The organism is Niveispirillum fermenti (genome assembly GCF_048066175.1).
GTDB lineage: Bacteria > Pseudomonadota > Alphaproteobacteria > Azospirillales > Azospirillaceae > Niveispirillum > Niveispirillum fermenti.
The window spans coordinates 151,503-170,702 of the sequence record NZ_JBLTXA010000010.1; the positions used below are offsets into that span (position 1 = coordinate 151,503).

The window sequence follows — 19,200 nt, forward strand, 5'->3', positions numbered from 1 at the left end:
GGCGCGCTTCTGACACCCCCCTTTTCTGTTCCCGCGCTGGGACGCTGACAGATGTCGATCTTCATGATATTGGCTGCAACGGGGACATATCCGGGGCCTGTCACGGGGCATCGGTTGAAGCATTGATCTGAACGGGGTGGGTCAGTCAAATGGACGGGGCGATGGAAGCGGCGGCGCCGATAGTGTCGCCTGCCTATATCGAGTTTCAGCGCGAGGTCGTCATCAATTCGGACATCTGGTCGACGACGGCCCGCATATTGTCCGCCGATTTCGGCTTTGAGGGGATCATCGGCATTCCGGGCCTGGGGGGAGCGTCGACCCTGGGGCTGGCCGTGGCAGCCGGGGCCGGGGTGAACGCGGATTTCGCGACCCTGACGCCCCAGCCGCCCTTGCGGGCCCTGACCGCCGCCACGCCGGTTGCCAGCCTGATCCAGGGTGGCTATGGCGCGCAGGTGATCCATGGCGATGCCCTGCCCATCGTTTTCAGCCTGCCTGTCCTGCCGGGCACACTGGCCCCGACCGACATCGCCATTCGCCTCAATACCGGAGAAGTGGTGACCCCGCAGGCCGTCGGTTTGAACCCGAACCTTGAATATAACGAGCGCAACGTCGTTGTGGTGTTCGGGGAATTCGGCAACAGGCTGACCCCGGGGACCGAGGGGGCCATCCATCCGGTATCGGTGGAGATTGTGTCCGATGACAAGCCCCTGATGCTGGTCGGGCCGGATGGATTGCAATCGGCGGTGGGGATGACCGCGGCCAGCGGCAATCCCTATGTCACCGGCCCGAGCCTGCTGGCGGCCAAGCTCAGCCGTTTCTCTGCCGTGGGGGACAGCGGCCCCGTCTCGCTGATGGGAGGGGTGACCAATGACGGTGCCACTCTCTATCAGGGGGCAGCCACCTATCGCCTGCGCCTGCTGACCAATGGCGGCTTTTCCCCCGACGGTGTCTCGGCCATCCGGCCCGGCGACTTTTCCCGGTTCTTCCAGCTTCAGGCCGTGGATTCGGAGGGCCGGCTGGTCACCATCACGCAAGACGGCGTGGCCTATGACCTGGGGCCGGGGCTTGGGATAGTGAAGGTGGTGGGGCTGGCCGATCTTGGGGTTCCCCCGGCCGGCATCCCGGCTCCCTATTATCTGGCCGACAATGACAATTACATCGACATCATCCTGACAGGGGATGACGCGGCGGTCAGAAGCCTGCTGAACGTCAAGATCCCCACCGCGGCGGAGGCCGGCTACAGCGACATCTACACCCCCGGCGGTCCCGGTCGGACACCCGTGACTGGTACGATCTATACCAGGCCCGCGGCGACACAGACCCTGGCCATCACAGACAGCCTCGACAGGCTGACGACCGTCAGCTACGCAGCACAGCAGGTGGCCGCCTATGACCGGCATGACAATCTGCCCGTCATCTTTCGCCTGCATCATGCCGGTACGGGCGATACCGTGCTGACGGCCAGTTCCAACCGGGCGGCTTCGTTGCTGGCCCAGGGTTATGGCGAGCAAGGCGTGCCATTCGCCAATGACGGCAACAGCCAGGCCACCCTTGCGGTGCGGGAATTCTATTCCGCCGCGGCCGGTGACCATGTCTATACCGCCGATGCCGTGGAAATCGAGCGGCTGCTGCTGCCGGGCAGCGGTTACCAGGATCAAGGTGTCGTGTTCAGGGCGATGGGCCATGCGGCCCCGGGGGCGGCTCCCATCCACCGGTTCTTTTCCGCCAATACCGGCAATCATCTCTACAGCCCCTCCCTGACGGAAGGGTTCACCAGCGATGGTTATGCCTATGAGGGGGTTGCCTGGTATGCGGCCGACCTGCTGCCCGGCCCCAAGGGCGTGGTGACGTTCGATCGCAGCGACGCGCTGGATTTCACAGGCAGCCTGACGGGCAACGACACCTTGCTGAAGCAAGGTGTCGGCATCTTGACCCTGTCCGGGGAAAGCCGGCTGACGGGGGGCACGCAAGTCGCAGCCGGCACCTTGGAGGTCAATGGCAGCCTGGAAACAACATCCTTGACGATTGTGACCGGTTCGGCTCTTTCTGGGTCAGGAACCGTGACCGGTTCTGTCTTGAATGCGGGAACCCTGTCTCCTGGTCGTTCTCCGGGCGTGTTGACCATCCGGGGCGATGTGGTCAGTGTTGCCACAGCGGATCTGCGTGTCGAGATCGACGGTCCCGTGGCGGGCGCAGGCGAAGGGCGACATGACCGGCTTGTCGTGTCCGGCGGCTTTGCTGCGGATGGCATAGTGACAGCGGTGCTTCGCGGCTTCGCCGAAGCCGATGCCACCTCTTTCACGCCAGCCCTGGGCCAGGGCTTCACGATCCTTCAGGCGGCAGGCGGCATCACCGGCGGATTTACAGGATTGAACCAGCCGGCCGGCGGGCTGCCCGCCGGTGCCCGCCTCGATCTCTCGTATGGATCGACGGATGTGGCGTTACTGGTCACGCCTTCATCCTATGCCGGTATCGGTGGGTTGGACGAAGGCCAGCGATCTGTTGGGGCGTCGCTTGATTCTCTCCGGCCTGCGGCGGGCACGCGCCAGATGAATGACCGCGGCGTGCTGTTCGAAGCGCTCTACCGTACCGCCCCTGCCGCCATCCCGGCCGCGCTGACGACGATGGGCGGCGCACTTCATCCTGATATGGTGCGTGGCGGGCTGGACGCGGCTCGGATGTTCAGCGACATCCTGTCTGACCGGCAGGCCTTGTTGCGGCGCGGGGCTGTATCCGGCACGGGGCAGGCGCTGCCAGAGATCGACGGGACGGATAATGATGTGCGCCTGTCCGACAGCGCCGCGGCGAATGCCGCCAATCTTTGGGCCCGCATCAATCTGGGGTCCCGCAACGGCAGTGGCCTGGATCGCGATCAGGTGGGCTTGACCACGGGGTTCGATGTGCCGGCGCCCGGCAATTCCCGGCTGGGGGCCGCCATCGGCTATGTCCGGACTGACCTGGACGGGGCCGGGGGTGACAGCACGATGAACAGCTACATGCTCGCGGCCTATGGTGGCATAACCCACGGGCGCCTGTTCGGCACGGCCGATATCGCTTTCGGCATGAGCGACCATGATGCCCGGCGGCCCATCCGCTTCGGCAGCATCGACCGGCTGGCGCTGTCGGATGGCAAGGGCAGCCAGTTCGGGGCCGGCTTTACGGCCGGTTACCGCGCGACTGTGGCCGGGCTTCTGTTCGAAGCGGCCGGGGGGCTGCGTTACGATCAGGTGTCGGGCGAAGGGTTCAGGGAGGCAGGGGCAGGTGCGCTGGACCTTTCAGTGGACAACCTGGACCTGCATGCACTGCGGTCCGAGGCGGGTCTTCGGCTGGCGGCACGATATCGCAGCACGGCGGACCTTATAGTTGAGCCGGAACTGCATGTGCGCTGGGATCATGATTTCAGGGACGTGGCTGCTCGCAGCCTGTTCAGGCTGGACGGCGCAGGTTTCCATCAGGCCGGTGCCGCACGGGGCCGTGACGCCGCCGTGATAGGCGCCGGCCTGACCGCGCGCAAGGATGGCTGGCTTGAAGCCTTTGCCCAGATCGACCTGGATCGGCGGGAAGGTGAGGTGGGGCGCACCGCGTCGCTGGGCATTCGTCTCCGTTTCGGCTGACCCTTGACCGTTCGGGGTGCCGCCAGCGGGGAGCGGCGGGCGCATTGGCGGCAGGGCGGGTGACAGTGCTGGCCAGATGGCGTTTTCAACCCCATATCCCGGCCTGTGAAACGGCTATTGCTCATCCTTCTCCTGCTGGCGCTGGCCGGGCTGGGACTGGTTGCCGCCCGGCAGGGGGGCGGCTTGACCTCGCTCATTCCCGCCCGCTGGAATCCATGGGCTCTGCCGGACCCCGCGGAACCGCCCGGATGGCTGACAAGCTGGCAATTGGCGCGACTGGCGGAGGATACGCCTGCCTGCCTTGCCTGGCTGGAACGGGCCGGCGTGTCGGTGTCACCGGTACCCGACCGGGTCGGGCCGGAGCCGGGATGTGGCCTTTCCGGAGCTGCCACCTTGCAGAAATCCGCCTTGCGTTACCAGGGGCGTGTGACGGCCAGTTGCCCGGTGCTGGCCGGACTGGCCCTTTATGAACGCCATGTGCTGATCCCGTCGGCGGAACGCCATCTGGGCACAACACCCGTCTCCGTCCGCCATTTCGGTACCTATGCGTGCCGGGCTGTGCGCACCGACCGCGGGGAGGGGGGGCGGCGCAGCCAGCACGCGACCGCCAATGCCATCGACATTGCGGCCATCACGCTGGCGGATGGACGGGAAACCGTCCTGCTGCGTGATTGGAGTGAAAAAGGTGGCACAGGTCCCCGCGCTCTTTTCTGGCGTGATGCGCATAAGGGGGCCTGTGACATCTTCCGCACGGCGCTCGGCCCGGAATATAACGCACTGCATCGCGACCATTTCCATCTCGACATGGGTCGCTTCGGCGTCTGCCGGTGAAACGCTCATTGCCCGGGCTTTCGGGCCGTGCCGTCACCGAAGCCTCAACCCGCATCCCCTCATCATCCCAGGCACCATCACGCTTCCACCCAGGATACCTGATGGTACATCGGTGACATTTCTATCCGGTAGAGGATTGATACTATTTTGCGGTGACCAGAACCTATTGGTTCTGGTCACCGCCCTCAATTGCCGGCGCCAACATTCGTTGGCGCGAGCGACGCCGCACGAGCGGTGCTGTGGCAGTCGCCGCCGGACCAACGTGCGATGAGTTCTACTCATCGCACGTTGGTATGATACCAAGATGACCTGCTCCCTGGAAATGTGTCCGGGATAAAGTAGAGTCCTCCGATCGAAGGAGGGCTATTTGATGAAGACTTTCGACGCCTATACAGGGTCAAACTTCAATGCTGATTGACACCTCCCGGCAAACCCCGCGCAGTTCAGGGCGCTATCACCCGCGCTTGATGTTGAGGATCGCGGCCTGCGTGTACTCCTTAAGCCCATCCAGCCCGAGTTCTGCGCCCATGCCTGATTGTTTGGCCCCACGGAAAGCGATCATCGGACTCAGCGCCAGATGCTGGTTGACCCAGATGGTACCGCTTTGCAGCCGGGCCGCCACATCCGCCGCCCGTTCCTCGTCGGTTCCCCAGACTGACCCGCCCAGCCCATAGTCCGATGCGTTGGCGCGTTCCACGACCTCATCCAGATCCGTGTATTTTAGCACAGGCAGCACGGGGCCGAACTGTTCATCGCGCACGATGGCGGCATCGTCGGTGACATCGCGGACGATGGTGGGGGCAATGAAGAAGCCCTCCCGGTCCAAAGCGGTGCCACCGGCGGCGATCTTGCCGTCGCGGGCGCTGTCGGCCAGCAGGGCTTTCAGCTTTTCAAACTGTGCGCGGTTCTGCACGGGCCCGATCTGGGTTCCCTGTCGGCTGCCATCATCCACGACAGCGGCCTGCGCCAGCCGGGTCAGCTCGTCGCAGAAAATATCGTACATCATTTCCGGGACATAGGCGCGCTTGATGACCACGCAGACCTGGCCGGCATTGGCCATCGCGCCCTGGAAGATCTTGCGGGCCGTGGCGATCGGGTCGACGTCGTCCAGGACAATGGCGGCATCATTGCCGCCCAGTTCCAGGGTCACGCGCTTCAGCGTTGCCGCCGCCGCCTGCATCACCTTGCGGCCCGTGGCCGTGGAACCGGTGAAGGACACCTTGGCCACATTGGGATGGCTGGTCAGGGCTTGCCCCAGATCATTCTCGTCGCAGATGATATTGACCACGCCGGGCGGCAGGATTTCCGCGCAGAGCGCCCCGAACAGCAGACTGGTCAGCGGGGTCGTCGGCGCAGGCTTGGCCACCACCGTGTTGCCGGCCAGCAGCGCCGGCCCCAGCTTGTTCATCAGCAGCATCACCGGGTAGTTCCACGGCGTAATGGCGGCCACCACGCCCAGCGGCCGGCGGATTTCCACGACCTTGCCCTTGGCATCATCCTTCTGCACCACGGGGTCCAGCTTCATGCCGGCGAAGGCGCGCAGGGTGAAGATGGCCCCCATGATCTCCATGCCGGCCTGGTCCAGGGGCTTGCCCTGTTCCAGGGTCAGCAGCCGGCCGAACTCCGCTGCCCGTGCCTGCATCGCATCGGCCAAACGGGTCAGCAGGCCGGCACGGTCGGCCAGCGGACGGGCGGACCAGGCGGGGAAGGCGGCCTTCGCCGCGGCCACCGCCTCGTCCAGCAGGGCCAGATCAGCGACGGGACAGGTGGCGAAGGCCGCCCCGGTGGCCGGATTGACGACATCGATATGACGGGCGCCGTCGCGCAGCACGCCGTTGATCAGCAGCTTATGGTCGGACATGGTCTCGGCTTTCCGGCGGTCAGGCGAAGGTGACGATGGAACGGGCGATCATGCCGCTCTTCATCTCGGTGAAAGCCTCGTCGATCTGTTCCAGCCGGATACGGCGCGAAATCAGTTCGTCCAGCTTCAGGCGGCCCGACATGTAGAAATCAACCAGGCGCGGGATGTCCACCGGAAAGCGGTTCGATCCCATGAAGGAACCCTGCAGCACCTTTTCTGCCAGGAATTCATAGCCATTGACGCTGACCTTCTGCCCGACCGGGATCATGCCCACCACGGTGGCCCGGCCGCCCCGGCGCAGCATGGCGAAGGCGTCCTCCACCGTCTTGGGCAGGCCGATGGCTTCGATCGCGTGATGAACGCCGCCGCGCGTCATTTCCAGCACCTTGGCCACCGTCTCACCATCGGCGGCATTCACGAAATCCGTGGCACCGAACTGCCGGGCCAGGGCTTCCTTTTCGGCGATGCGGTCAATGGCGATGATCCGGCCGGCACCGGCAATGGCGGCGGCATTGATGGCGCACAGCCCGACACCGCCGCAGCCGATTATCGCCACCGTTTCGCCCGGCCGGACATTGGCGGTATGGGCCACGGCGCCATAACCGGTGACCACGGCACAGCCCAGCAGGGCCGCCCGGTCCATGGGCATGTCGGGGCGGATGCGCACACAGGCATTCTCATGGATCAGCATCTGTTCGGCAAAGGCCGACAGGTGCAGGAACTGCGCCATGGGGGTGTCGCCACCGCCCAGGCGCGGCTCATCCTCCTTGCCGCGCTGGGTTTCCGGGCTGACGCAACGGCTGATATGGCCGGAGACGCAATGTTCGCAATGGCGCAGAAGGCCGACAGGCAGGTGACGACATGGTCGCCGGGCCGGACCGTGCGCACATCGCTGCCCACCGCCTCCACCACGCCCGCACTTTCATGGCCCAGGATGGTGGGCAGGCGCGTCGGGTAATGGCCTTCATAGAAATGCAGGTCCGAATGGCAGACGCCCGTCGCGACGGTGCGGATCAGCACTTCGCGCGGGCCGGGCTTGGAAATGGCCACATCCTCGATGGATAGGGGGCTTCCCACGGCGCGCAGAATGGCAGCTTTCACGTTTCTCTCCCAGGCTTGTTCGCCACAGATTACTAAATGCGGAACGCTTTCCAAGCGCAAAAAGAAACAACAAGATGACAAAATTTGAAAATAGCGTATGTTTTTGACTTGCAAGAAGGGGCGGGCCGGCGCCACAAGGGGATGGCGCCCGCGTGCGGCGCCCAACAGACAAGATCGGGAGGCGGGATCGTGGATTTCGAGCTGAGCGAGAGGCAGCGGCATTTCCGCGACCGGGTGCGTGATTTCATCGAAGCGGAAATCCGGCCCCGGGCAGCGGAATATGAGGCGCAGGCCCATGGCGCGGAGCGCTGGCAGGTGGTTCCGGTCATAGAGGCGCTGAAGCCCAGGGCGCGTGCCGCCGGCCTGTGGAACCTGTTCATGCCGCCGCGATCGGGCCGCGCCCATGTCGATGACAGCTTCGCCTTCGAGGGTGAGCAGCTTTCGAACCTTGAGTATGCGCTGTGTGCGGAGGAGATGGGCCGGGTCAACTGGGCCAGCGAGGTCTTTAACTGCTCCGCCCCCGATACGGGCAATATGGAGGTGCAGCTGCGCTATGGCACGCGGGCACAGAAGGATCGCTGGCTGGCGCCGCTGATGGCGGGCGACATCCGCTCGGCCTTCCTGATGACGGAGCCGACGGTCGCCTCGTCCGACGCGACCAACATTGAATGTTCGATCCTGCGCGACGGTGATAATTATGTGATCAATGGCCGCAAATGGTGGTCGTCGGGCGTGGGCGATCCGCGCTGCCAGGTGGCCATCGTCATGGGCAAGTCGGACCCGGAAGGCTCGCGCCATGGCAGCCAGAGCATGATCCTGGTGCCGCTGGACGCGCCCGGCGTGCGGATCGAGCGCATGCTGACCGTGTTCGGCTATGATCATTCCCCGCATGGCCATGGCGAGGTCTCGCTCGACAATGTCCGGGTGCCGGCCTCCAACATGCTGCTGGGCGAGGGGCGGGGGTTCGAGATCGCGCAGGGCCGCCTGGGACCCGGACGCATCCATCATTGCATGCGCACCATCGGTGTGGCGGAGGAGGCGCTGGCCGCCATGGCGCGCCGGCTGACCAGCCGTGTCGCCTTCGGCAAGCGCATTTCCGATCACAGTGTCTGGGAGATGCGCGTCGCCCAGGCCCGCATCGATATCGAAATGAGCCGCCTGCTTTGCCTGAAGGCCGCCGACATGATGGACAAGGCGGGCAACAAGGCGGCGCAGACCGAGATCGCCATGATCAAGGTGCAGGCACCGACCATGGCGCTGCGCATCCTGGATGATGCCATCCAGGCGCATGGCGGCGGCGGTGTATCGCAGGATTTCTTCCTGGCCCATGCCTGGGCCGGCATCCGCACCCTGCGCTTTGCCGATGGCCCGGACGAGGTGCATGCCCGCGCCATCGCCCGCAGTGAATTCAGCAAATATGCCGATCTGAAAGTGCGGCCCGCAGCGGCGCACTGATCTTGATCGCCAGAAAGGGATGGAAACAGAATGAGCCGTGAAGCCGTCATCGTCTCCACCGCCCGCACGCCAATCGGCCGGGCCAATCGGGGGGCGTTCAACAATACCGAACCGGCTGTGCTGGCCGCCCATGTGATGAATGCCGCCATCGAACGGGCCGGCATCGACCCCGCCCGTATCGACGACATCTTCTATGGCACCGGCAACCAGTATGGGCAGCAATTCTTCAACATTGGCCGCCTGTCGGTCTTTGCGGGCAAGCTGCCGCAATCGGTTGCCGGCTTCACGCTGGACCGCAAATGCGCGTCGGGCCTGACGACGGTTGCCCTGGCGGCCCGGTCGATCATGTGCGACGACATTGACGTGGCCCTGGCCGGCGGTGGGGAGTCCGTCTCCTTCACCATGCGGCCAGGCCTGGTGAAGCCCGATTGGCGGTCGCAAACCGTGCTGGAAGCCGAACCCGACGCCTATATGGCGATGATTGAGACGGCGGAAATCGTGGCCGACCGCTATGGCGTGTCACGGGAATATCAGGATCGTTTCGCTGCCGAAAGCCAGCGCCGCGCTGCCGCCGGCATTGCCGAAGGCCGTTTCGATACCGAAACTGTGCCGCTGACGGCAGAGAAGATCAATTGGAACAAGGATGGGACCGAGGCTGGTCGCGAGACGGTCACCCTTTCCAATGACGAGGGCGTGCGCGCCGACACGACCTATGAGGGGCTGTCAGCGCTGAAGCCTGTCTGGAAGGACGGCATCAAGGTCAAGGAAGGAAGGCATGTGACAGCCGGCAATGCCAGCCAGCTTTCCGACGGGGCGTCGGCGCAGATCCTGATGGACCGGGCCACGGCGGAAGCCGAGGGACGACCCATCCTGGGCGTGTTCCGGGGATTCCAGACGGCGGGCTGCGGCCCCGACGAAATGGGCATCGGCCCGGTCTTCGCCATTCCCAAACTGCTGGCCCGCGCCCGCCTGAAGGTGGAGGATATCGGCCTTTGGGAGGTCAACGAGGCCTTTGCCAGTCAGGCGCTCTATTGCCGTGACAAGCTGGGCATCGATCCGGAAAGGCTGAACGTCAATGGCGGGGCCATCGCTATCGGCCATCCGTTCGGCATGACCGGCAGCCGTCTGGTCGGCCACGCCCTGATCGAGGGACGGCGCCGTGGCGTTCGCTATGTCGTTGTGTCGATGTGTGTGGCGGGCGGCATGGGTGCTGCCGGCCTGTTCGAGATCATTTGATCCTGGGGACTATCGATATGGATCTGAGCTTTACCAGCGAGGACGAGGCCTTCCGCGCCGAGGTGCGGGCCTTCCTCCAGGAGAAACTGCCTGCGCGCCTGTCCGACAAGGTGTGCAAGGGGCAACGCCTGTCCAAGGCCGATATGGAGGAATGGCATGCCATCCTCAACGGGCGCGGCTGGCTGGCCAATCACTGGCCGGTTGAATGGGGCGGCACCGGCTGGAACGTCATGCAGCGCTTCATCTTCGAGACGGAGATTGCACTGGCCCATGCACCGCGCATCGTGCCCTTCGGCCTGTCGATGCTGGCCCCGGTGCTGATCAAGTACGGGTCCGAGGCGCAGAAGAAATACTGGCTGCCGCGTATCCTGGACGGCACCGACTGGTGGTGCCAGGGCTATTCGGAACCGGGGGCGGGGTCCGATCTGGCTAGCCTGAAGACCAGCGCCGTGCGCGACGGCGACCATTATATCGTCAACGGGCAGAAGACCTGGACGACCCTGGGCCAATATGCCGACATGATCTTCTGTCTGGTCCGCACGTCCAATACCGGGCGCAAGCAGGAGGGCATCTCCTTCCTGCTGATCGACATGAAGACGCCGGGGATCGAGGTGCGGCCGATCAAGCTGCTGGACGGCGATTACGAGGTGAATGAGGTCTTCTTCACCGATGTCCGCGTGCCGGTGGCCAATCTGGTGGGCGAGCAGGACAAGGGCTGGACCTATGCCAAGTACCTGCTGACCTATGAGCGCACCAACATCGCCGGGGTCGGCGCCTCCATGGCCGCGTTTGAGCGACTGAAGGAGGTGGCGGCCACGCAGATGAAGAATGGCAGGAAGCTGGCCGATGATCCGCAGTTCGCCATCCGCCTGGCGCGGCTGGAGATCGAGCTGGAGAACATGAAGACCACAAATCTGCGCGTCCTGGCGGCGGCCGGTGCCGGCCATGCGCCGACGGCGGAAAGCTCCATGCTGAAGATCCGGGGTACGGAGATCCGTCAGCAGGTCACCGACCTGATGCGCCGGGCGGCCGGCGTGCATGCCCAGGCCTATGTCAGTGAGGCACTGGAGGAAGGGTTCAACGGCCAGCCGGTGGGGCCCGATTTCGCCGCCCCGACCGCGTCGCAATATTTCAACTATCGCAAGCTTTCGATCTTCGGCGGCTCCAACGAGGTGCAGCGCGAAATCATCAGCAAAGCCATTCTGGAGCTGTGAGCCATGGATTTCTCACTGGGCGAAGACCGGCAGATGCTGGTCAACTCTCTCGGCCGCTTCCTGGCCGGGAATTTCGACTGGAAAACCCGTGAGCAGGTGATCGCCTCAAGCGAGGGCTGGTCGCGCGACCTCTGGCGGCAACTGGCCGATCTGGGTGTCATCGGCGCTCTGTTTGACGAGGAAAGCGGCGGCTATGCCGGATCGCCTTTCGATGTCGGGGTGGTGTTCGGTGAGGTGGGGCGGGCACTGGCGGTGGGGCCGTTCCTGGGTACGCTGATGGCTGGTCGCGTCCTGGCCGCCACGGGACGGGCCGACCTGCTTGAACGGGTGATCGCGGGAGAGGTGATCCTGTCCGCTGCCCTGGAGGCCGCCACGCTGCGGGCAGTTGTCGCTGGCGATGGCTGGTCGCTGTCCGGCAGTCAGGCCGTTGTGCCCTTTGCGGCCAGCGCCGATCACATCGTTGTGGCGGCGACCACGGCGCAGGGACCATCCCTGTTCCTGGTGGACAAGGGGGCGAGCGGGCTTTCCATCCAATCCTATCCGCTGGTCGATGGCGGGGCCGCTGGCGAACTGCGCCTCGACGGGGTTCCGGCGACCTTGCTGGGCGAGGCGGGTCAGGCAGCGCCGATTATCGAGGCGGTGAATGCAGTGGCTCTGGTGGGGCTGTGCTGGGAAGCCGTGTCCATCATGGATGTGGTCAAGGACCAGACGCTGGAATATCTGCGCACCCGCAAGCAGTTCGGCATCGCCATCGGCAAGTTCCAGGCGCTTCAGCACCGCATGGCCACCCTTGCGCTGGAGATCGAACAGGCCCGCTCGGCCGCCATCAATGCCGCAGCGCGCTTCCAGGAGGGGCGGATCACCCGTGAGAAGGCGGTCTCCGCCGCCAAATACACGATCGGGCGCGTCGGCACCCTGGCGGCAGAGGAGGCCATCCAGCTACATGGCGGCATCGGCATGACCTGGGAACTGCCCCTGTCGCACTATGCCAAGCGGCTGGTGATGATCGGCCATCAACTGGGTGACGAGGATCATCACCTGGAACGGTTCATCGCGCTGGGGCGTGAGAGCGCTGCGGCCTGAGGGCAATCATTGGCCCCTCATCACCCCGGTTGCCGCCGGGATGATGAGGGGCCATTCATTCGGAGACCGGTCCGCTCAATATCCCGTCATCCGCGCGATGCGGTCGGCGTGGAAATCGGTGTCGCCATAAAGTTCGGCCAGCACACGCTGGCGCTTCATGAAGAAGCCGACATCATATTCGTCGGTCATGCCGATGCCGCCATGCATCTGCACACCTTCCTGTACGGCAAGCAGGCTGGCCATGCCGGCCATGCCTTTGGCTACGCAGGCGGCACGATCGGTGCCGTCTGCCCCCTCATCCAGCAATTGCTGCGCCTTCAAGGTCGCGGCCCGCGCCAGTTCCAACTCGCAATAGAGATGGGCGGCGCGGTGCTGCAGGGCCTGGAAACTGCCGATGACCTGCCCGAACTGCATGCGGTCGCGCAGGTAAGCCATGGTCATGTCCGTGGCCCCGCCGGCCACGCCCAGCATTTCCGAGGCAGTGCCGGTACGCAAGGCGGACAGTGTCGCGTCCAGCAGCGGACGGCCACCCTCCACGGTGCCGATCACCGCATCGCCACCGACCTGGACACCTTGGAAGCTGAGGCGGGAGGCGAAACTGGCATCGGCAAGCCGCGCCACCTCCATCGCCATCCCGGCCTGTTCCCGCTCCAGCGCGAACAGGGTGATGCCGTCCGTGTCGTCATCATTACCGCTCGTGCGCGTGGCGATGATCAGCAGGTCGGCGACATGGGCGAAGGGGACGAAATTCTTGGTGCCGTCCAGCCGGAAGCCGTTGCCGGAGCGGGTGGCGCGCAGGGCGATATGTTGCGGTTTATGACGTGCCCTCTCATCAATGGCGATGGCCGCCACGCTGTCGCCGGCCAGGATGCCGGGCAGAAAGCGGGCGCGCTGTTCCGCTGTTGCACCCTTCAGGGCCGTGACGGCGCCCACGGCGCTCGACAGGAAGGGCGAAGGCGTGAGGTTGCGGCCGATTTCCTCCAGCACGATGCCGGCCTCGACATGGCCCAGGCCAAGACCGCCATCGGCTTCATCGGCCAGGATGCCGGTGAAGCCCATTTCCGCGAATTGCTTCCACAAGGTGGGGGAATACCCTGCCGGGTCGGCACTGTCGCGCAACCGGCGCATGTGGCCGACCGGGGCCAGATTGGCCAGGAACGGGCGCGCGGTATCGGCGAGCATCACCTGCTCGTCGCTCAGATAAAGGGGCATTGTCAGGCTCCCGGAAGCGCCAGGATGCGCTTGGCGATGATGTTGAGCTGGATCTCCGACGTGCCGCCTTCGATCGAATTGGCCTTGGTGCGCAGCCAGGCGCGGGCGGCGGCTCCGTGGCGGGAGGCGTCGCTCTCCCATTCCAGGGACGGCGATCCGCCGGCCGCCATGGCCAGTTCATGGCGCTGCTTGTTCAGTTCCGTGCCGACATATTTCATCATCGATGGCTGGGCCGGATGGGCCTTGCCTTCCTTCAGCTCATCCATGAACCGTTCGGACGCGGCGCGGAACGCCTCAGCCCGCAGGTCGAACTGCGCGATGCGGGCGCGCAGGATGGGATCGGCCAGACGGCCATCGGCCTCGGCCCCCAGGGCGGCCAGCGCGATCTTCGACAGGGAGATTTCCCCGCCGCGCGAGCCCATGCCGGAAATCATCTCCCGCTCATGGCCCAGCAGATACTTGGCGACGTCCCAGCCCCGGTTCAGCTGCCCGACCAGATTGGCCTTGGGTACCTTCACATTGTCGAAGAAGGTCTCGCAGAAGGGGGAATAGCCGGAGATCAGCAGAATGGGCCGGGTCGTCACCCCCGCGGACTGCATATCGAACAGCAGGAAGGAGATGCCGGCCTGCTTGGCACCCGTGTCGGTGCGGACCAGACAGAAGATCCAGTCGGCCTTGTCGGCATAGCTGGTCCAGACCTTCTGGCCATTGATCAGGAAATGGTCGCCCAGATCTTCGGCGCGGGTGGCCAGGCTGGCCAGGTCGGACCCGGCATTGGGTTCCGAATAGCCCTGGCACCAGCGGATCTCACCCCGCGCGATCCGGGGCAGATGCTCCAGCTTCTGGTCCTCGCTGCCATATCTAAGCAGGGCCGGGCCCAGCATGGAAATGCCGAAGGATTGCAGCGGGTTGCGGCAGCCCAGCCCGGCCATCTCCTGACGCAGGATTTTCGCCTGCGCCGGGGAAAGGCCACCGCCGCCATAGGCGCGCGGCCAGTCAGGTACGGTCCAGCCCCGGGCGCCCATGACATCCAGCCATTGTTTCTGGGCGTCGCAGGTGAATGTTGCCTTGCGCCCGCCCCAGCAGATATCGGCTTCCGTCCGCACCGGCTGGCGCATCTCCGGCGGGCAATTGGCGATCAGCCAGGCGCGTGTTTCGGCGCGGAACGCGGTCGGATCATCTGACATCACGCTGCCTCCGCCTGCACGCGCTGCAAAAGCTCGATCTCATGCCCGTCGGGGCTGATCAGGAAGGCGGCCTTCATGCCGCTGCCTTCGATCGGCCCATGCTTCAATCGGGCACCATGGTCGAGCGCAGCTTGCAGCAGCGTGTCGAGATCAGGCGTGCGGAATCCGACTGGCCCGTGGGCGGTGCCCTGTTCCAGCGCGCGGCCATCGCGCCATTGGAACAGGACCAGGGTGAAGTCGCTGTCCTGCGAGGCCAGCATGATCTCCCGGAAGGTCGGCCCCTCCACCTGCCAGCGCCGCACCATGCCGAAGGTCCCGGCATAGAACCGCTCCGACGTTTCGGCATCCGGCACCACCAGCTTGAAGAAGCCCAGGCTGGTCCGGGCGATGGTGCGTGGATCAACCATTGAAACGCCCTCCCGCTGCGGCCTTGTCGCGCAACAGCCCGGAGAGGCGGAAATCGGTCAGGTGGGGCGCATGCTTTTCCAGCCCCTTCAGGACCACATCCAGGCCGATATTGTCGGCCCAGAACATCGGCCCGCCCCGCCAGGCCGGCCAGCCATAGCCGTTCAGCCAGACGATATCGATATCCGATGCGCGCTGCGCGATCCCTTCCTCCAGGATCAACGCCCCCTCATTGACCATCGGATAGAGCAGGCGCTCGCGGATTTCCTGATCGTCGATCACCCGCTGTTCCTTGCCCGACCGGGCGGCGAACTCGGCGATGATGGCATCGACCTCTGCCGAGGCGGTGCGGTTGCGCTTTTCGTCATAATCATAGAAGCCCTTGCCCGTCTTCTGTCCGCGCCGGCCGCGTTCGCACAGCACCTCGCGGATGGTGGAGCCCGATGATTTCGCCGGGTCCCAGCCCAGGTCCAGGCCCGCCAGATCGGCCATCTGGAACGGTCCCATGGGCAGACCGAATGTGGTCAGCACCCGGTCGATATCGGCGGGGCGCGCGCCTTCCATCAGCAGGGCATTGGCCTCGCGCGTGCGGGCGGCCAGGATGCGGTTGCCGATGAAGCCATGGCAGACGCCGGACATCACCGCGATCTTGCCGATCCTGCGGGCGAGCGCCATGCCGGTTGCCAGCACGAGCGGTGACGTCTTTGCTCCCCGCACCACTTCCAGCAGCTTCATCACATTGGCGGGGGAGAAGAAATGCAGGCCGATGACCCAGTCGGGCCGTGACGTCGCCGCCGCGATCTCATCGACATTCAGATAGGAGGTATTGGTGGCCAGGATGGCGCCGGGGCGCGCCACCTTGTCCAGCCGGGCGAAGACCTCCCGCTTGATCTCCATGGTCTCGAACACCGCCTCGATGATCAGGTCGCAATCGGCAAGGGCGGCATAGTCCAGGCTGGTGGTCAGCAAGCCCATGGCGGTGCCTACCTGCCCAGCACTCATCCGCCCCTTGGCGGCGGTGGCGTCATAGTTTTTCCGGATGATGGAAACGCCCCGGTCCAGGGCAGGCTGGTCACGTTCCAGCATCACCACCGGAATACCGGCGGACAGGAAATTCATGGCGATGCCGCCGCCCATGGTGCCGGCACCGATGATCCCGACCTTGGCAATGGCCAGGGGCTTCAGGTCCGGCGGCAGGCCATCGATCTTCGCGGCAGCCCGCTCGGCAAAAAAGACATGGCGCAGGGCCTTGGACTGGGCCCCCGCAACCAGCTTCAAGAACAGGGTCCGCTCCTTCGCTGCGCCCTCCGCAAAGGGCAGGGACACGGCCGCTTCCACCGCTTCGATGCAGGCCTGCGGCGCATCCTGGCCGCGCAATCGCGCGGCATTGGCGGCGCGGTAATCTTCAAAGACGCCGGCGGGCGTCGCTGCGGTCTTGTCACTGCGGCGGCTGGATATTGGATAGTCCGTGCAGCCTGCCACCTCGTTCGCGAAGGCAATAGCATCGGCTTCCAAACTGGCGTCTTCCGTCAGTCGATCGACCAGACCCTTGGCCAAGGCCTTGCCAGCCGGGATGGGGGCGCCGGTGACGATCATGGGCAAGGCGTCGGCCACACCGATGACGCGGGGCAGCCGCTGTGTGCCACCGGCTCCGGGCAGGATGCCAAGCTTCACTTCCGGCAGGCCCATGGAAGCGGTTGCGGTCGCGATGCGGTAGTGGCACCCCAGCGCCACCTCCAGCCCGCCGCCCAGCGCCGTACCGTGGATGGCAGCAACGACCGGTTTGCCGCATTGTTCGATCAGGTCGATCACTTCCGGCAGGCCCGGTTCCACCGGCGGCTTGCCGAATTCGGTGATGTCGGCACCGGCGAAGAAGGTACGTCCGGCGGCGCGGATCACCACCGCCTTGATGCCGGCATCCGCCCGCGCCTGGGCGATGGCATCGGCCAGACCGCCACGCACGGCGGCGGACAGCGCGTTGACCGGTGGATTGTCGGCCGTCACGACCAGGATATTCCCATCAAGCCTTGTCGATACGGGCGCCATTTTCTCTCCCATCCTCTTTGTTCGGACGGCGGACAGCGCCTGCGCGCGTCGTCGACCATTTACATACCCTATTTTCAGAAATAGGAATTGGAGATCAAGTTAATTCTAACAATCCGATTGAAAACCGTAAAAAATTGCCATACGCTTCCCATCGCCGACCTTCAAAAAACAAACCAGAAGTAAGAAAATAAATGGATGCGAAGGATTTTGGCCAGTCGGGCCCGGAGCGGGAGGCTCCGCGCCCCTGGCCCGCAATGTCGCTGCGTGCGGCGACCGAACGTCTGTGCGCGCCGGGCATGCTGTTTGAGATGGAAACAATCCAGGTGCGGGGCGTGCCCATGCGCACCTGGAAGAACCAGCCGCCGACATTGGCCGCCATGGCACGGCGGGCGGCCAGCCTGTTCGCGGATAATGAGTTCATCATTTATGAGGAGGAGCGCATCCGCTATGGCGCCTGGTTCCGGGCGGTGGCGGCGCTGGCGGCGCGGCTGCTGGCGGCCGGGGTGGGACGCGGAGACCAGGTGGCGATTGCCATGCGCAACCTGCCGGAATGGCCCGTCGCCTTCTTCGCCATCACCAGCATCGGCGCGATTGCCGTGCCGCTGAACGCCTGGTGGCAGGGGGAGGAACTGCGCTACGGGCTGGAAAATTCCGGTGCCTGTCTGCTGATCTGCGATGAACAGCGGTTTCGTGTCGTGGAACCCTTGCGTGGCCAGCTTGCGGACCTTCGTACCGTCTGGGTGGCACGGCCGTCTGCGCCCCTGGCGGGGGCGGAGGCGCTGGACGGGTTGATCGGGCCGGCGCGCGATTATGCGCTGCTGCCGGACAGGGATCTGCCAGATGTGCCCATGGTGCCCGACGATGAGGCGACAATCTTCTATACCAGCGGCACCAGCGGCCTGCCCAAGGGGGCGCTGGGCACGCATCGCAGCACGCTGACCTGCTGCCTGGCCAATGCTTTCAGCTCCCACCGGTCCAGCCTGCGCCGCGGGGAGACGCCGCCGCCATCGCGGCCGCGCATCTCCCTGACTGTCATTCCGCTGTTCCATGTCACGGCCTGCAACGCCTCGATGATGAGCATGCTGATGACCGGCGGGAAGATGGTGATGATGCGCAAATGGGACGCGGTGGAGGCCATGCGCCTGATCGAGCGGGAGAAAGTGTCGGTGGCCGGCGGCGTGCCGACCATCGCCTGGCAATTGCTGGAACATCCCGACCGGCACCGATACGACCTGTCCTCCATCGAATCCATGGCCTATGGCGGGGCGCCGGCGGCACCGGAACTGGTGCGGCTGATCGACAGCGATCTGCGCGCCCAGCCCAGCAGCGGCTGGGGCATGACCGAAACCTCGGCCACGGTCACCACCCATGCGGCGGAGGACTATGTCAACCGGCCCGACAGCTGCGGCCCGCCCCTGCCGGTGTCGGAGATACGCATCATGGCCCCCGACGGCCAGATGGAGATGCCGGTGGGGGAGGTGGGGGAATTGTGGGCCTTCGGACCCCAGATCGCCAAGGGCTATTGGCGCGATCCGCAGGCGACGCAGGCCACCTTCATTGATGGCTGGGTGCGTACCGGCGATCTGGCCCGCATCGATGATGAGGGCTTCTGCTATATCGTGGACCGGGCCAAGGATATCGTCATCCGTGGCGGCGAGAATATCTATTGCATCGAGGTGGAGAACGCCCTGTTCGCCCATCCCGCCGTCACCGATGCTGCCGTGGTCGGGGTGCCCCACCGCACCCTGGGGGAAGTACCGGCTGCCATCGTGCATCTGGGGCCCGGCCATGAGGCGGACGAGGTCCAGATCCTGGATTGGGTACGGACCCGCCTGGCCCCGTTTAAGGTGCCGGTGCAGGTCCGTTTCGCCGCCGATCCGCTGCCACGCAATGCCAATGGCAAGATATTGAAAAAGCAGCTGCGCGCGCTGTTCGATCCGGAGTGACACCAGCGG

14 protein-coding genes are annotated in these 19,200 nt (G+C 65.0%); 7 read left to right on the plus strand and 7 right to left on the minus strand.

All coding sequences use genetic code 11. From position 1 onward, the window contains the following. The first annotated feature begins 149 nt into the window (after positions 1-149). Together ACM9LZ_RS12805 and ACM9LZ_RS12810 are read left to right on the plus strand one after the other, a co-directional pair. The gene (locus ACM9LZ_RS12805) at positions 150-3,614 is read left to right on the plus strand and encodes an autotransporter outer membrane beta-barrel domain-containing protein (RefSeq protein WP_416619863.1); all 3,465 of its coding nucleotides are present in this window, start codon (positions 150-152) and stop codon (positions 3,612-3,614) included. A gap of 117 nt (positions 3,615-3,731) precedes the next feature. Beyond that, entirely contained in the window at positions 3,732-4,445 is a 714-nt protein-coding gene (locus ACM9LZ_RS12810; protein WP_416619864.1) for an extensin-like domain-containing protein, read from the plus strand. Between the two features lie 454 nt (positions 4,446-4,899). Here ACM9LZ_RS12810 and ACM9LZ_RS12815 read toward each other — a convergent pair whose 3' ends face one another. Genes ACM9LZ_RS12815 through ACM9LZ_RS12825 form a run of 3 tightly spaced genes read right to left on the minus strand, consistent with a single transcriptional unit; the run spans position 4,900 to position 7,407 of the window. Further along, entirely contained in the window at positions 4,900-6,306 is a 1,407-nt protein-coding gene (locus tag ACM9LZ_RS12815) for an aldehyde dehydrogenase family protein (protein WP_416619865.1), read from the minus strand. 19 nt (positions 6,307-6,325) lie between these two features. Continuing rightward, complete coding sequence (locus ACM9LZ_RS12820; RefSeq protein WP_416619866.1) at positions 6,326-7,036, minus strand: zinc-binding dehydrogenase; 711 nt, start codon at positions 7,034-7,036, stop codon at positions 6,326-6,328. Further along, on the minus strand, positions 6,991-7,407 hold the full coding sequence (locus tag ACM9LZ_RS12825; protein WP_416619867.1) for an alcohol dehydrogenase catalytic domain-containing protein: 417 nt from the start codon (positions 7,405-7,407) through the stop codon (positions 6,991-6,993). Before ACM9LZ_RS12825 ends, ACM9LZ_RS12820 begins: the two co-directional genes overlap by 46 nt. Before the next feature lie 189 nt (positions 7,408-7,596). On the opposite strand from ACM9LZ_RS12825, the gene ACM9LZ_RS12830 reads away from it, so the two are divergent. From ACM9LZ_RS12830 to ACM9LZ_RS12845, 4 genes are read left to right on the plus strand one after another with little or no spacing between them, the layout of a single operon-like run. Further along, positions 7,597-8,862: an acyl-CoA dehydrogenase family protein gene (locus tag ACM9LZ_RS12830; protein ID WP_416619868.1), complete on the plus strand. Its 1,266-nt coding sequence runs from the start codon at positions 7,597-7,599 to the stop codon at positions 8,860-8,862. A gap of 30 nt (positions 8,863-8,892) precedes the next feature. Next, positions 8,893-10,098: a thiolase family protein gene (locus ACM9LZ_RS12835; RefSeq protein ID WP_416619869.1), complete on the plus strand. Its 1,206-nt coding sequence runs from the start codon at positions 8,893-8,895 to the stop codon at positions 10,096-10,098. A gap of 17 nt (positions 10,099-10,115) precedes the next feature. Then, positions 10,116-11,312: an acyl-CoA dehydrogenase family protein gene (locus ACM9LZ_RS12840; RefSeq protein ID WP_416619870.1), complete on the plus strand. Its 1,197-nt coding sequence runs from the start codon at positions 10,116-10,118 to the stop codon at positions 11,310-11,312. Between the two features lie 3 nt (positions 11,313-11,315). Continuing rightward, the gene (locus ACM9LZ_RS12845; RefSeq protein ID WP_416619871.1) at positions 11,316-12,395 is read left to right on the plus strand and encodes an acyl-CoA dehydrogenase family protein; all 1,080 of its coding nucleotides are present in this window, start codon (positions 11,316-11,318) and stop codon (positions 12,393-12,395) included. 75 nt (positions 12,396-12,470) lie between these two features. Here ACM9LZ_RS12845 and ACM9LZ_RS12850 read toward each other — a convergent pair whose 3' ends face one another. Genes ACM9LZ_RS12850 through ACM9LZ_RS12865 form a run of 4 tightly spaced genes read right to left on the minus strand, consistent with a single transcriptional unit; the run spans position 12,471 to position 17,245 of the window. Further along, positions 12,471-13,607, minus strand: a complete 1,137-nt coding sequence (locus ACM9LZ_RS12850; RefSeq protein ID WP_416619872.1) for an acyl-CoA dehydrogenase family protein — start codon at positions 13,605-13,607, stop codon at positions 12,471-12,473. A gap of 2 nt (positions 13,608-13,609) precedes the next feature. Then, positions 13,610-14,794: an acyl-CoA dehydrogenase family protein gene (locus ACM9LZ_RS12855; protein WP_416619873.1), complete on the minus strand. Its 1,185-nt coding sequence runs from the start codon at positions 14,792-14,794 to the stop codon at positions 13,610-13,612. Continuing rightward, complete coding sequence (locus ACM9LZ_RS12860) at positions 14,794-15,201, minus strand: VOC family protein (protein WP_416619874.1); 408 nt, start codon at positions 15,199-15,201, stop codon at positions 14,794-14,796. The genes ACM9LZ_RS12855 and ACM9LZ_RS12860 overlap by 1 nt, the downstream gene beginning before the upstream one ends. Next, positions 15,194-17,245: a 3-hydroxyacyl-CoA dehydrogenase NAD-binding domain-containing protein gene (locus tag ACM9LZ_RS12865; protein ID WP_416619875.1), complete on the minus strand. Its 2,052-nt coding sequence runs from the start codon at positions 17,243-17,245 to the stop codon at positions 15,194-15,196. Before ACM9LZ_RS12865 ends, ACM9LZ_RS12860 begins: the two co-directional genes overlap by 8 nt. A gap of 191 nt (positions 17,246-17,436) precedes the next feature. Here ACM9LZ_RS12865 and ACM9LZ_RS12870 point away from each other — a divergent pair, with 191 nt between their 5' ends. Beyond that, a complete protein-coding gene (locus ACM9LZ_RS12870; RefSeq protein WP_416619876.1) occupies positions 17,437-19,191 on the plus strand; it encodes a class I adenylate-forming enzyme family protein in 1,755 nt (584 codons plus the stop codon). The last annotated feature ends 9 nt before the right edge of the window (positions 19,192-19,200 follow it).